Source organism: Stappia sp. TSB10GB4, from assembly GCF_900185745.1.
Classification (GTDB): Bacteria; Pseudomonadota; Alphaproteobacteria; order Rhizobiales; family Stappiaceae; genus Stappia.
Window position 1 is genome coordinate 158620 of sequence record NZ_FYAV01000049.1, and the last position, 14490, is coordinate 173109.

The 14490-nt window shown below is 67.7% G+C and carries 10 protein-coding genes; 8 read left to right on the plus strand and 2 right to left on the minus strand.

Going from position 1 to position 14490, the window contains the following annotated elements:
• Window positions 1–350 precede the first annotated feature (350 nt).
• From TSB10GB4_RS12175 to TSB10GB4_RS12190, 4 genes are read left to right on the plus strand one after another with little or no spacing between them, the layout of a single operon-like run.
• A complete protein-coding gene (locus tag TSB10GB4_RS12175) occupies window positions 351–2315 on the plus strand; it encodes a SidA/IucD/PvdA family monooxygenase (protein ID WP_244570898.1) in 1965 nt (654 codons plus the stop codon).
• Window positions 2312–2530: an MbtH family NRPS accessory protein gene (locus tag TSB10GB4_RS12180; protein ID WP_186387783.1), complete on the plus strand. Its 219-nt coding sequence runs from the start codon at window positions 2312–2314 to the stop codon at window positions 2528–2530. The genes TSB10GB4_RS12175 and TSB10GB4_RS12180 overlap by 4 nt, the downstream gene beginning before the upstream one ends.
• A gap of 43 nt (window positions 2531–2573) precedes the next feature.
• Window positions 2574–3545: a phytanoyl-CoA dioxygenase family protein gene (locus TSB10GB4_RS12185; RefSeq protein WP_186395975.1), complete on the plus strand. Its 972-nt coding sequence runs from the start codon at window positions 2574–2576 to the stop codon at window positions 3543–3545.
• 25 nt (window positions 3546–3570) lie between these two features.
• A complete protein-coding gene (locus tag TSB10GB4_RS12190; RefSeq protein WP_186395976.1) occupies window positions 3571–4431 on the plus strand; it encodes an aspartyl/asparaginyl beta-hydroxylase domain-containing protein in 861 nt (286 codons plus the stop codon).
• Between the two features lie 17 nt (window positions 4432–4448).
• Here the strand turns inward: TSB10GB4_RS12190 and TSB10GB4_RS12195 are convergent, their stop codons facing one another.
• Together TSB10GB4_RS12195 and TSB10GB4_RS12200 are read right to left on the minus strand one after the other, a co-directional pair.
• Complete coding sequence (locus TSB10GB4_RS12195) at window positions 4449–5585, minus strand: hypothetical protein (RefSeq protein WP_186395977.1); 1137 nt, start codon at window positions 5583–5585, stop codon at window positions 4449–4451.
• A 53-nt stretch (window positions 5586–5638) separates the two neighbouring features.
• Entirely contained in the window at window positions 5639–6172 is a 534-nt protein-coding gene (locus tag TSB10GB4_RS12200; RefSeq protein WP_186395978.1) for a cupin domain-containing protein, read from the minus strand.
• Window positions 6173–6550: 378 nt separating this feature from the next.
• Between TSB10GB4_RS12200 and TSB10GB4_RS12205 the strand changes: the two genes are divergently transcribed.
• Genes TSB10GB4_RS12205 through TSB10GB4_RS12220 form a run of 4 tightly spaced genes read left to right on the plus strand, consistent with a single transcriptional unit; the run spans window position 6551 to window position 14485 of the window.
• On the plus strand, window positions 6551–7231 hold the full coding sequence (locus TSB10GB4_RS12205; protein ID WP_186395979.1) for an HAD family phosphatase: 681 nt from the start codon (window positions 6551–6553) through the stop codon (window positions 7229–7231).
• Window positions 7228–7998 (plus strand): hypothetical protein, encoded by a 771-nt coding sequence (locus TSB10GB4_RS12210; protein ID WP_186395980.1) that lies wholly within the window; start codon window positions 7228–7230, stop codon window positions 7996–7998. Before TSB10GB4_RS12205 ends, TSB10GB4_RS12210 begins: the two co-directional genes overlap by 4 nt.
• Window positions 7995–9845: a non-ribosomal peptide synthetase gene (locus TSB10GB4_RS12215; RefSeq protein ID WP_186395981.1), complete on the plus strand. Its 1851-nt coding sequence runs from the start codon at window positions 7995–7997 to the stop codon at window positions 9843–9845. Before TSB10GB4_RS12210 ends, TSB10GB4_RS12215 begins: the two co-directional genes overlap by 4 nt.
• On the plus strand, window positions 9845–14485 hold the full coding sequence (locus TSB10GB4_RS12220) for a non-ribosomal peptide synthetase (RefSeq protein WP_186395982.1): 4641 nt from the start codon (window positions 9845–9847) through the stop codon (window positions 14483–14485). The genes TSB10GB4_RS12215 and TSB10GB4_RS12220 overlap by 1 nt, the downstream gene beginning before the upstream one ends.
• The last annotated feature ends 5 nt before the right edge of the window (window positions 14486–14490 follow it).

A 14490-nucleotide genomic window follows, 5' to 3' on the forward strand; every position in this document is an offset into this window, starting at 1 on the left:
ACTCTCAAGTTGTGAACCCGAATCCGGAACCGGACGCGGACAACATGAAAGGTTGCCGTTTTCCCTTGCGGCACGTTTTGCCAGAAAGGCCTCCTCTTCTCCGCTCCGCAAAAGCACAAACCTGATCCCGGCGACCGGTTTCGCACCGGGATGTCGGGGAAAACCAGCGCTTTTCATATGAAACCCGTCTTACCGAACGCCAAAACCGTCGCCGGCGCCTTCGCGGCGAGGGAACTGATTTTTGCCTGGGACTTTGTCTTGCAAGGTGATAGCGTTTCCTTGCACGCCAGTGTTTCGCAGGAGGGGTTTTCTTGACGTCTGCGAAGGTTGCCGAAGAGTTTTTTGACTTTGTGGGCCTGGGTTTCGGGCCTTCCAACCTTTCCTTTGCCGTCGCGGCCCGCGAACTCGCGCCTCATCTCGACGGAGTTTTTCTGGAGCGCAACCCAGAGTTTTGCTGGCACGCGAACATGATGTTCGACCGCTCCAACGTGCAGATTTCCTTTCTCAAGGATCTGGTGACCTTGAGGAATCCCTCGAGCCCCTTCAGTTTCCTGAACTACGTCCGCGATTGCGGCCGTCTGGAGCGGTTCGTCAATCTGCGCAGCTTTCACCCGACCCGGGAGGAGTATCAGGACTACCTGTGCTGGGCGGCCGAGCGGTGCGGGGCGGATGTGCGCTACGGGACGAGGGTCGTGTCGGTAAGGCCGGGGCCCGGCTCGGCGCCGGACCATTTCGAAATCCGCGCGCAGGCGGCCGGCAGCGGGGCGCCCAGCCGGTTCCTGGCGCGCAACATCGTCATCGCGACCGGCGGCGCGCCGCGGATCCCGGCCGGATGCGAGATCGGCGGGCGGATCCTGCATGCCGGCGAGGTGCTGTCCCGTCTCGGCGACACGGCCCCGGATCCGGAGGCGCCGCTGCGCTTCGTCGTCGTCGGCGACGGACAAAGCAGCGGCGAAGTCGTGCTCGCGCTGCTGCAGACCTATCGCAGGGCGGACGTGCAGGTATGCGTCTCGGGATACTCGCTGCGCCCGGCCGACAGTTCGGTCTTCCTGAACGAGGTCTACGGGTCGTCCGAAGTCGACGCGTTCCACGCGTCCGACGAAGCGCGCCGGCACGCCATCCTGCAGGACGTCCGCAACGCGAATTACGGCGTCGTCGATCCCGACCTGCTGGAGGAGATCTATCGGATCGCCTATGCGTCGGAGATGCGCGGCCGGACCCGGTTGCAGATCCGCCCGTTCACGCGGCTGACGGCCGCGCGCGAGGACGGCGAGCAGGTGCGGCTGACCCTTGTCGACAGGGTGTCCGGTCAGGCCGCCGACATGACCTGCGATGTCCTCGTGCTGGCGACCGGCTTCACACGCCGTCTCGATCCGGAGGTTTTCGGCCCGGTGCTGCGTCTGCTCAAGCAGCGCGAAGACGGCGGCGTCGCGGTGTCGCGGCACTATCGCGCCCTCGCCCGCGAGGCGCTGTCCTGCGGCGTCTATCTGCAGGGATTCAACGAAGCCAGCCACGGGCCCGGCGATACGCTGCTGTCGCTGCTGCCGTTCCGCTCCGCCGAGATCGTCGAGGACATCCTCGCCCACCGGCCGGCGGAGCCGTTGCCGCGTCCGGCGGTGGCCGAGCCGGCCTATCCGCCGCGCCGTCATGTCGACCATGACGAAGACCGGCAATTCGCCCTTATCGAGCGCAATCCCTTCGCGACCCTGATATCGGCACGGGACAGGGACGATGCGCTGGTGACCCAGTTGCCGCTGATCCTCGACCGGCGGCGCGGGACCAGAGGCATTCTCTTCGGCCACATGGACCGCTCCAACCCCCAGGCCGCGCTGCTGGAAGGCCGGAAGGTGCTGGCCGTCTTTCACGGCCCGGACTGCTACATCTCGCCTCACGTCTACGGGTCGCATCAACTTCCGACCTGGAACTCGATTTCGGTTCAGGTGCGGGGACGGGTCCGGCCGATCGAAGACAGAGACACGCTGGTCCAGGGCCTGCAGAGCATTTGCGAGCGGGCCGATCCGGGGGATGCAAGCTACCGGCTGGCCGCCGACGACCCGCGGATAGACCAGCTCATCGATTTCATCGTCGGCTTCGAAATCGAGATCGACCACATGATCGGCCGCTTCAAGCTGTCCCAGGACAGGGACGCGGCCGACCGACAGCGCGCGGTGTCCGAAATGCTGCGCCACGCCCGCGCCCGCGACCGCGACCTGATCGAGAAGATCGCCGGTATGGACCTGTCCTCGGCGCCCCGGTCGGCCGGCATGCAGCAACCGATGCCTTCGATGGGCCAATTTCCAGGGAGGGAGCAATGACCGCGACAGACGATGACGCCGAAAGCGACGAGCAGTACTACATCGTGCGCAACCACGAGGAGCAGTATTCCATCTGGGTTGTCGGACGCCCGGTCCCGGCTGGATGGGAAACGGTCGGAGAGCCGGGGACCAAGTCCGACTGCCTCGCGAGGATCGAGACGCTGTGGACGGACATGCGCCCGGCAAGCCTGCGCCGGGCCATGGACGGCGCCTGAGCCCGCCTGCCGACCGCAGGTTCACGACAAGGAGAGCCTCGACATGCAATCCGTGAGCGCCGCACAGTTTTGCGGCCGTCCGATCGGCGGGATGTCGCGGCACTTCGAGCCGCTTCTGGAAACGCCGGCGGACGCCGGCACGGACGAGCTGCGCGCCGTCTTCGGCACCCATGGCTATGTGTTTGTGCGCGGGCTGCTGCCCCCGGATCTGGTGCGCCGCGCCAGGGAGGACATCCTGAGCGTTCACGCCATCATGGGCGAGGTCGACGACCGCTATCCACTTGCGGAGGGCCGGGCCTCGCACCGCTCCAACAGGGCCGACATCAACGTTCGCGCGGCGCGGCGCGCGATCCTGCGCAGCGATGCCCTTCAGCAGGTCGTCCGGTCCGAGCGGATCGGCCAGGTGATCGGCGCCCTGCTGGACGGACCCGTCCGGCCCTGGGACTTCATTTGGCCCCGGGTGATGGGCAAGGGAAGCGGCAGCGGACTGCATCAGGACGCCCCCTTCCTGCGCGGACCGGCCCCGGAGGCGGTCATGTCCGTCTGGACCCCGCTCGGCGACATCGACCCGCGCCAGGGCGGGCTGGTTCTGCTCGACGGCTCGCAGGACTGCGCGCTCTACAGGACCGAATACGGCGTCCTCGACGCCGATGCCGACGCGAATTTCGGCTGGTATGCCGACCGTCTCGACGGGATCCGGCAGGACGCTTGCGGACCCTGGCGGACGACGTCGTACCGGATGGGCGACGTCGTCATCTTCGGCCTGTTCATGCTGCATGGCGCGCTGGACAACACCACGGATTTCCTGCGTGTCTCGGTGGATTCCCGCTGGCAGCGATCGGACGCCGTCGTCGATCCGCGCTGGATCGGACCGGCGGCGGTCGGCCGCCATCCGGACCGGATCTTCCTGCCGGGCGTGTTCGTCGACGACACGTTGAACGAGGGCCTGCGATCCGAATTCCATTGGATCGGCAGCGACGGCCGCCCGGTGGAGGCACCGGATCGGGACGAATGACGCCATGCGGCGCGGGTGGGATGACATGCAAGAGACGACGACCGACACATCTATGGACAGGCTTGTGCGCCAGATCGCCCAGATCGGCGAGGTCGACCTGGGCGAGGTCACCCGCGCCGCCCGCGAGCTGGCTGCAACCGATGCGGGCTACCGGCGCCAATATGTCGGCTTCAACGACGGCCACTGGCACTCGGCGGTGCTGGTCAATCCGTCCGGGCGGCACGACGACCACCTCATCTCGGACGGCACCGGCCGGCCGACCGAACTCGCCGCGCATCTGCCGGCCGCCATGCGGATCATCGATGACCTGACGGCGCGGTTCGGTCTCAACGTCTGCTGGGCCCGGCTCGCCCTCATGGAGGCGGGCGCGCGGGTGTGGGAGCACCGGGACTTCCTGGAACTGCGACAGCAGGACAAGGTCCGGCTGCACGTGCCGCTGATCACCAACAAGCGGGCCACGCTGCATTTCGCCGAAGGCGCCGTGCACCTGGCTCCGGGCTTCGTCTGGCATCTGGCGACCGACATTCCCCATGGCGCCAGCAACAACGGCCCGGACCGGGTGCATCTGATCATCGACTGCGACGATGCCGAGGGGTTTCACGCCCGCGTCGGCCGGCGGCGGCTCGACCCGTCGCTGGTGACGGTGTTTCCGGTGCTCGACGACATGTCGCTGGCGGCCGTCGAGGCCCGCTTCCGCAAGACTGTGGCGGAGGGGGACGTGGCCGCAGCGGAGCGGGACATCCTCTCCCTGTTCGGCAGTTGGGATCTGCGGCACCGCACCACGTTCGGGCTGCTGGCGCGGTTTTTCGATGCGCTGGGACAGCAGGACAAGGCCGAGCACTGGCGAACCGAGGAAAAGGACAAGCTGTACGAACGGGTCTATTGACCGGGCGGCGGCGGTCCTCAGACGGCCGCGTCGACGAGCTCCGCGAATTTGCGCGTATCGACAAGCCGTTCGAGCCTGTCGAACCGCTCGCTCGCCGCATGGCGCCCAACAGCCGCCATATGCGCCCGCCAGGAAAACCGGCCGGGTTCGCCGGTGCCGAGCGCGGCGTTCACCCGCGTCTGCCGCGCTGTCAGATAGCCGGCATACTGGACGGCGAGATCCGCGGCCCGGCTTGCCGCCGCCCGTGCCTCGGGCGCATCGCTCTTCATCAGCGCAAGGAGCCGGTCGAGCGGGATCCGGCCGGCTCCCGCGCCCGGCGGCGCGAGCCGCAGGCCCGATTGCCGGTTGAGCGATTGCAGGGACTGGTGGGACAGGTTGTCCGATCCCGGATCGGTCAATCCGAGGACATCGTCGAGATGCGCATCGAACACCCATTTCGCCATCTGCGCCTGGGTCGTCAGTTCGCAGTAGTGCAGGACCGCCTGGGGCGCCGCCCCCGCCAGCCGGCTCGCCTCCGGCGGCGCCCCGTCGCCGGTCTTGCGGCCGCAGATGGCGCGGTCGACGAATGCCCGGATCATCGCCGGCGAGCCGGCGCAGACCCTGCCCTCGTTCAGATAGATGCCGCGCTCCTCCGTCGCCTTCAGGACATCGTCCACCCGCGCCGGCTCGAAAGCGACCTCCGGCGGACCGGCGAGCATGACCGCGTTGGCGGTCAGGTACAGGCCCTGCGCCACCTTGAACAGCGCGCTCAGCCGGCGCGGCACCGCGTTCCACGCAAAGGCCTTCCTGCGCGCGAGAAACCCCGGCACGGTGGTCAGGAAATTCCCGAGCCGCGACAGCAGCAGATAGTTCATCTCCATCGGAAAGGACTGCATGTAGATCGCGCGCAAGGCGTCGAAATCCTCCAGGCACTCCGCCCAGCACGACGTCACCTGCCGGAGCGCCGAGACGTTCATCGGCGCGCCGAGGCGCGAGCCCGGATAGGGGCACGTTTCGAACCGCAACTCGACGCCGTGCAGGAGGCCGGCGGACGCATTGGCTTCGGCCAGCGGCCGGCCGTCCTCGTCGATCAGATACTCGCAAAAGCCCGGCAGCGCGGTCTCCAGAAAGGGGTAGCGGAAGATCTCGCCTGCAAGCTTGCCATCGCTGTCCATCGAATCGCTCCACTGCGCGCGGGCGGAAGGGTCTAAAGCCACCTACGCTGGCGTCAGTCCGTCCCAGTGGACTCGCCGCCCGTCATCGTCAGGATCAGGGGCGGTTCCGGCTCGCCGTCCATGAACTCCGTTTCCGCGAGCCGGCCTTTCAGTTTCAGGCCGCGGATATGGATCTTGCCGCTGTCGGGAAAGACGCAGACCTCGTTGGCGCTGTTGCGTCCGATGCCGATATAGACGAGGTCTTCCTTGCCCGTGTTCGCGATCTGGTGGGCGGTGCGGGTGCCGGCCGGGCAGGAAATCATGTCGCCGGGACGGATCGGATAGCAGTCGTCGCCATAGCGCAGCAGGCCGGCCCCCGAGACGACGAAGAACAGTTCGTCGTCCAGCATGTGATAGTGGTGCGGGCAGCCCACCCGCCCCGGCGGCATCCGGCTGAGATTGGCGCAGAGCTCGCCGCCATTGTCTTCCATATAGGGCGTCAGGACCTTGTAGGTGCCGCCCCAGTGGTCGCCGCTGGCGGACTCGCACTCCTCGGCCTCGTCGATATTCAGGACAGGACCCCGGCGCGGTGCGGGTGGGTTCGACATCGGGGTTCTCCATTCTGCGCGGTCGGCCCCGGCGCCAGCACGAGGCGCCGTGCCGCAGCGCGCCGCGCGACACGTCAAGGTTTAGCAAATCGGATTATGCACCATAATCCTGTACTTTTCGGTTTTTTCGGTGATACACTTCTCTTGCGAACCTGAAGTTCGTCACAGGTCGCAGCACGCTCTCAACGAACTTCAGATTCGAGAGGGGGACTAGCAAGTTTTTGTTTCTAGTGTGGTTTTCGAATTTGAATTACGCTTCTACGGTTGCTGCCGAGAACAGGGCGTATTTCAAATTCCCCACACTAGGCCGGCCGACATTAGGCCAAAAAGAGCCCGCAAGCCATTTCTCTCAACGCGCCGATTTGATTGAGTGATCTGATGACGCAGCGTTCAAGCCTCGAAGACATCGTCGCCGTTGTGTTCGACAAAGATGGCGTTCTTGCGGATTCAGAACCCATCAATCTGAAGTCTTTGCGCCAAGTGTTCGCCAGTCATGGATACCGGTTCGGCTCCGAGATCGATCGGCAGGTCGTCGGCCGGCACCCGAAAGACTATTTTCCGGCCATCGCCCGGCAGTTCGGACTGAGCACGGCCCGTCAGGAGACCATGTATGCCGAAAAGGAGGCCCTCTACGCCCGCATGTGGGAAGAGGACGGCAGCCTTTTCGACGGTGTCCATGAGGTGCTGGCAGATGTACGGAGCCGTGTCTCGCGTCTGGGCATCGCGACCAGCGCAACCCGCGCCGAGTTGGACGCCTTCCTGGCGCGGTTCAAACTGGCGGGGTTTTTCGACCTGACGCTGAGCCGGGACGACGTCGCGCGGCCAAAGCCTGCCCCGGACATCTATCTCAGCGCCGCGCGCGCGTTCGGCACCGATCCGCGCAACATCCTGGTGGTGGAGGATTCGGAACCCGGCGTCACGTCGGCCCATGCCGCCGGCACGTTCTGCATCGCGGTCGGCGGCGCCCATCTTGCGCCGGGCACCCGGGTGCTGGCCGACAGGACGATCGCGACCCTGCGCGACCTTCCGGCGCTTCTCGGCGACCTCGGGCGGGGATGATGGTCCCCCGCTCGCCCCCCTTGCGGATGCCGGGCGCGCGCCTCGGGTTGGTGCCGTTTACCGTACCGGGCTGGCCGAGCAATGCGGGCTATCGCGAGGCCCTCGAACGAATTGCCGACCGGCGGCCGGCCTCCTTCGAATTCGCCCTTCCCTCCGACAGGTGGTCCTTTCGCACAAACGAGGCGATCGCACGGGCTCTCGCCGGCTCCGATGCCGATCTCGGCGCCGTCCTGCAGGTGGCCGCCCGATACCGGCCGAACGTTGCCGTCGTCTACGAGGGCAGCGCCGGGACCCAGGGGCGTGCGGCGATGCTGGCGCGGCTGGCGGGGGCGGTCGATCACATCATGCTGGAATGGGAGCCCGAAACGCAGACCTGCTGGGCGGACGAGGCCGCGCGCCACGGGATCGGCCTGGTGACCATCGCCGAGGCCGACGGCCTGTCCGCGGCAAAGGCGGGCGACATCGGCCGGACGGCGCCTCCCGGCGCCATCGTCTACCTGAAATGCGCCGACACGACCGCGGGAACCGCCGTCGGCACCGGCGTTGTGCGCGCGGCGAGCGAACGGCTCAAGGCCTGCCGGGAGGATCTCTTCGTCATGGCCGGGTTCGGGATCCGCGAGCCGGACCAGGTTCGCGCGCTGGCCGCCATCGACACGCTGGATGCCGTCGCCGTCGGCACGGCCCTGCTGGACCGCTTCACGCAAGGCGTCGATGCGGTCGCAGCCTTTTACGGCGCCTTGAGCGATGCCGCGGAGGGGACCGCATGACACAGGATGTCGGACACGCCGACAGGGCCGCCTATCCGCACCAGGCGCTCCACCGGCTGTTCGAGCAGCAGGCCGTCGCGACGCCCGATGCCCCTGCGCTGCTGCATGACGACGGGCAGACGAGCTTTCGCGACCTCGACCGGCGTGCCAACCGGCTGGCCAACCATCTTGCCGCACGCGGGGTCGGGCGGGGCTCACGGGTCGGGATCTGCCTTGCCCGCTCGCCGGACTCGATCATCGCCGCCCTCGCCGTGATGAAGGCGGGCGCCGCCTATGTGCCGCTCGACCCGACCTACCCGCCCGCGCGCCTTGCCTTCATCGCGAGCGACACCACCATCGAGTGCGCGGTGACGGCGACCCGCTTCGCCCATCTCCTGCCCGCCGGCGTCGATCGCGTTTGCCTCGACCGCGACGCCGGCGCGATCGCGGAATGCAGCGGCACGTCCCCTGCCGTCGACAATTCGCCCGACGATGGATGTTTCGTCGTCTACACGTCTGGTTCCACCGGCAAACCGAAGGGTGTCGCCTCGCCGCACCGGTCGACGGTGGTCATGCTGTCGTGGCTCTGGGCGAGCTATCCGTTCGGACCGGACGAGCGGTTCTGTCACCGCACCACGCTCAATTTCATCGTCTCGGTCTGGGAGGTGTTCGGCGCCCTTCTGCGCGGCGTGCCGGTCGCGCTCGCGCCTGAGGACGCCAGCCGCGATCCCCATGCGCTGATCGCGTTCCTTGCGCGGCAACGGGTGACGCGGCTGCTGCTCGTGCCGACCCTGCTGCGGGCGCTGCTGGATGCCGCGCCCGGCGCCGGCGGGCTTCCCGCCGCGCTGACGATGATCATCACCGTCGGCGAGCCGTTGCACACCAGTCTGGCGCAGCGCCTGCTCGACCGCTATCCGGGCATCCGCCTGCTGAACCTGTACGGCTGCTCGGAGACCCATTCCGCGCTGTGCCACGAAGCCCGGCTGCCGCTGCCCGACCTGCCGATCGTTCCGGTCGGAACGCCGCTGTCCAATCGCCGGGTCTACCTGCTCGACGCGGTGGGCGAGCCCGTCGCCGATGGCGAGACGGGCGAGATCGCGATCGCCGGCGACGGCGTCTCGACGGGCTATATCGAGCGCCCGGACCAGACCGCGAGGCAGTTTTGCGCCATGCCCCAGCTCGGCGAGGCCCTGGTCTACCGGACCGGCGACCTTGCCAGGCGCCTTGCCGACGGCTCGATCCACTTGCTCGGCCGGATCGACAATCAGGTGCAGATCCGGGGCCACCGGATCGAACCGGAAGAGGTCGAGGCGGTGCTGCTGACCCATCCAGGCGTCCGGACCTGCGCCGTCGCCCCGCGCGACATCGGCGGCGAAACGGTGCTGTCCGCCTATGTCGTCGCGAACGGCGGCGAGGCGAGCGCGGCGGAGTTGCGGCAGCATGTCGGCACGCTGCTGCCGGCCGAGTTCATCCCCTCGACGATCAGCTTCCTCGACACGCTGCCGACGACCGCCAACGGCAAGCTGGACCGGCGCGCGCTGCCCGATCCGGTGACCGCCCGGTCGCTTGCGACGCCCTGCGTCGCGCCCGCCACGCCGACCGAGGACGCCATTCGCGCGATCTGGGAGCAGATCCTTCTCGTCAGCCCGATCGGCGTGACGGACAATTTCTTCGATCTCGGCGGCTATTCGAACCGGGCGGCGAACTGCCTCATCAAGATCCGCGACGCCTTGGGCGTCGAGTTGCCGCTGGAGCGGTTCTTCCGGTTGCAGACCGTGCGCAAGATCGCGGAAGAGGTCGACGTATTGCGCGCGATCTCGGACCTGCCCGGCGACCGCGAGCAGGATACGGAACAGGGGGTCATCTGATGATCGGAGACCTTGTCAGGGACCTCAGACAGCGGAAGATCCGGATCTGGGCCGATGGCGGACGGCTCCGGTACGAAGCTCCCCGCAACGCCTTGACGCCGGAGCTGACGGAACGGCTGCGGGCCAACAAGGCCGAACTGATCGAGTGGTGCAACCGGGCGCGCTCCACCCGGCTCGAGCCGATACCGGCGGTCGACCGGAGCGCGCCGCTGCGTCTGTCGCGCGGCCAGATGCGGATGTGGTTCCTGTGGCTGCTCGATCCCGACAGCGCGGCCTATTGCGCCCCGGTGGGCTTCACGATCTCCGGTCCCTTCGACACCGCCGTCTTCGCCGCGGCGCTCGAGCGGGTGCGCGGCCGGCACGAGAGCTTGCGCACGCGGTTCGGCGAGCGCGACGGCCGGCCCGTCCAGATCATCGACGACGGCCCGCTGTCGCTGGACATTACCGACCTCTCCGACCGGCCGCAGGCGGTCGCAGGCGAGATCTCCAGGGAGCGGCGGGACGCGCTCATGCTGCGGCCCATGGACCTGCGCGCAAGGCCGCCGTTCGAGGTGCATGTGTTCAAGGTCGGCACCGAGCGGCACGACGTGCTCATCCGGCTGCACCACATCGTCTATGACGGCTGGTCCAATCACCTGTTTCTGACCGAGCTGTGGACGGCCTACAGCGCCCTTTCGCAGGGGACGGAGCCGGATCTTCCGCAGCTTGCCATCCAATATGCCGATTTCGCGGCCTGGCAGCACGAGCGGCTGACCGGCAGCCGGCGCGACGAATTGCTCGGATACTGGACCCGGCACCTGCGCGGCGCGGTAACCACGATCCGCCTGCCGGTGCGGCGGGACGGCGCCGCCGACGGATTGGCCGAGGTGGAGGCCATCCCGATCGCGGTCTCCCAGGACACGCTGAGCCGGCTCGAGGCGCTGTGCCGCGAGACCGGCGCGACCATGTTCATGCTGTTGACCGCTGCGCTGCGGGTCGTCCTGGCCCGCTACGGCGGTGACGGGGATTTCATTATCGGCACGCCGGCGATGCGGCGGGTTCATCCAGATGTCGAGAACCTGATCGGCTATTTTGGCAACACGCTCTTGCTGCGCACGCCGATTGCCTTGTCGCACAGCTACCGCGAGGTGCTCGCCCTCGAACGGGAGACCGCGCTTGCCGCCTATCAGCATCAGGAACTGCCGTTCGACATGCTGGTCGAAGCGCTGGCTCCCGACCGGTCCGACGCCGGCGCGCCGCTGTTCCAGGTCATGTTCCTGTTCGGCGAGAAGGCGCCCGCCTCCGTCTCGGTCGGGCCGCTCGAGATCGCCTATCTCGAAGACGCTCCCACCGGTGCGAAATCCGACCTCGGAGTGTGGATCAAGCATGCGCCATCCGGCGGCCTGAGCGGGCATTTCGACTTTGCGCCCAGACGCTACGAGCGGCGCATCATCGAGGGGTTGGCCCGCCGTTTTCACCTGGTCCTGGAGGCCATGGCCAGCCGTCCGGACGAGGCAATCGGCGCGACCCAGGTGCTCTCCCGGCAGGAACTGGACCAGCTCCTGCGGGACTGGAACCCGCTTTTCCAGGCTGCCGACGACACCCTGATTCCGGAGATGGTCCGGCGCGCGGCGGCGCGCGCCCCCGCAGCGACCGCGATCTTGCACGGCTCGGCCGCCGTGACCTATGGCGAGCTCGACCTGCGCGCCAGGGCGCTGGCGGAGCGGCTGCTGGCGCTGGGGGTCTCTCCGGGAGACACGGTGCTGGTATGCCTGCCGCGCGAACCGACACTGGTGGCCGCCCTGCTTGCGGTCATGGCCGTCGGCGCGGCCTATGTGCCGGTCGATCCGGCCTATCCGCAGGACCGCAGGCGCATTGTGCTGGAAGACAGCGGCGCCCGGGTCATGATCTGCCTGCCGGATCGGCTTCCAGGCGATGTCCCGTCCGATGTCGCGCTGCTCGATCCCTCGGCCCTGCGCAGCGGGGCGCCGGCGGAGTGGCCGGAGCTGTCCGCCGACACGGGGCCGAACGATGTCGCCTGGGTCCTCTATACGTCGGGGTCCACCGGCAGGCCGAAAGGCGTCGAGATTCGCCATGGCGGTGCGGCCGCGCTGGTCCACTGGGCGCGTCAAGCCTATTCGGAGCGCGAACTGGCCGGCGTTCTCGCCGGAACCTCGGTGTGTTTCGATCTGTCCGTCTTCGAGCTCTTCGTTCCCCTGTGCGGCGGCCACACGGTCATTCTCGCCAACAGTCCTCTCGACCTGTTCGACCTGCCCGGCCGCGACCGAGTGACGCTGATCAACACCGTGCCCTCGGTCATGCGCACGCTGCTGGCGGTCCAGGGGGCGAGGTTTCCCGCCGGCCTGCAGACCGTCAATCTCGCCGGTGAACCGCTGAGCACCGAGCTGGTGAACGCGGTCCAGGCCCGGACCGGCGCGGCCAGGGTCTATGATCTGTACGGGCCGACCGAGGCGACCACCTATGCAACGCGCAAATTGCGGACAGGAACCGGCCCCCCGTCGATCGGCACGCCGATTGCCGGAACCCGCGCCTATGTGCTGGACCCGTCCGGCATGCCGCTGCCGCCGGGGGCGACGGGCGAACTCTTCCTTGCCGGCGAGACCCTGGCACGCGGCTATCTCGGCCGGCTGGACCTTACCGCGGAGCGGTTCGCCGCCCCGGCCGCGGACTGCATTCCGGAGGCGCGCCTGTACCGGACCGGCGATCTCGTCCATTACACAGGCGAGGGCGAACTGGTCTATGTCGGCCGGTGCGACGACCAGCTCAAGATCCGGGGCTATCGCATCGAACCCGGCGAGGTGCGGATGGCGTTGCTCGCCGTCGACGGTGTCGAAGACGCCGTCGTGACCGGTTCCCGCGACGACGGCGGCAACCTTTTCCTGGCCGCCTATGTGATCGGAGCGCCCGAGGCCGTGACCGCGCGACGGCTTCGCAGCGAGCTTGCCGGGGTGCTGCCCGATTTCATGGTTCCGAGCTTTTTCACGCGGGTGGATCGGTTTCCGCTGACGCCCAACGGCAAGGTCGACCTGGCGCGCCTGTCGCCGGACACGCGCCGTCCTGAACCGATTGCCGCCGCACCGCAAACCGCGACCGAACAGGCGATCGCCGAGATCATGACAGAGCTGCTGGGCCGCGAGGTCGGCCGGCACGACCACTTCTTCGAGAGTGGCGGCACGTCGATGTCGGCCATGTTGCTGATCGGCCGGATCAATGCCCGCTTCGAAACGCAATTGCCCCTGCGCGCGCTGTTCGAGCAGCCGAGCGTGGAGGCCCTGGCACGGCTGGTGGAGCATGCACCGCGCCGCAACTCGCTGCGTCCCGACGGGTCCTTCGAGGCCGCGAACGTGCCGATGACCTTGCTGCAACGTCATCTCTGGCTCGTTCACCGGGCCGCCGTCAATCCTGCCTTCCTGAACCTCTGGCAGACGATGCCGCTGTCGGGACCGCTGGACCGCGAGGCGTTCCGGAAGGCGCTGGCAACGGTCGTCGAACGGCATCCGATATTGAGCGCCCGGTTTCCCGTCGTCGAGACCTACGTGCGCCAGTCCTACCAAGGCACGGTTCCGACGCCGAGCGAACTCGACCTGTGCGGGATTGCCGATGAGGAGACCCGCCGCAAGCGGTTCGACGATTTCTGCTATCGGCTCGGGGCGCCGTTCGACCTCGAGGCGGGGCCGTGCCTGCGTATGGGGATCGTCGAGCTGTCGCCGGACCGTCAGCTCGTTCTGATCATCGTTCATCACATCATCGTCGATGAATGGTCGCTGGCCCGCCTTGCCGGCGAGATCCGCGATCATTATCTCGCCGGCCGCGAGGGCCGCCCGGCGCCGCCGGCGAAATCCTCGGTGAGGTTCGCCGACCATGCGCTCTGGGAGAGCCGGAGCCGCGCCGAAGGCCGCTTCGAGGACGAAATGGCCGCCTGGGCCGCCTATCTCAAGCGGCCGCTCGCGCGCCTTCCCCTGGACTGGACGCAAGAGGCCGATCCGGCCCTGGGCGGAACCTACCGGTTCGCGGTGCCGGCCGAGCTCTGGCAAGACCTCAAGGATCTCGCCGCCCGCGAGCGCTGCTCGCTGTTCGTTCTGACGCTCGCCATGCTGATGCTGCTCCTGCGCAGGCGCACCGGCGAGGCGGATATCCGCGTGTGCACAAACATCTCGCGCCGGCATCAGCATGACTTCGAGGGCACGATCGGGCCGCTCACCGATTCCCTGATCGTTCGCGGTATGCTGGAGGGTTCCGAGGCGCCCGAGGCCCTGCGTCTGGTGCGCGATAGCCTGCTCGACGTCTATACGATCCTGGCCATCCCGTTCGAGGAGATGGCGACCCGGCTGGCCCGGCAGCACGGGATCGCCCGCAGCGAGTTGGCGCAGGTGTTCTTCCTGCTGCATGAGGAGGACACGCCGGTCTCCTCGATGGCCTCCTCGTCGTCCGCGGACGACACGCCCGCGCTGCGCATGAGCCCCGATTTCTTTTCCAGTGCCGACCACGCCTATGACCTGGTGCTGTATCTGTCCCGGCTCGACGACAGGGTTGAAGGACATTTGACGCTGAAGGGCGGCGGGCTGGCGGTGCACGAGGCGATCGCGGCCGACTATCTCGATCTGCTGCGCGAACTGGTTCGGACCAAGGGACCGGGATGATGTTG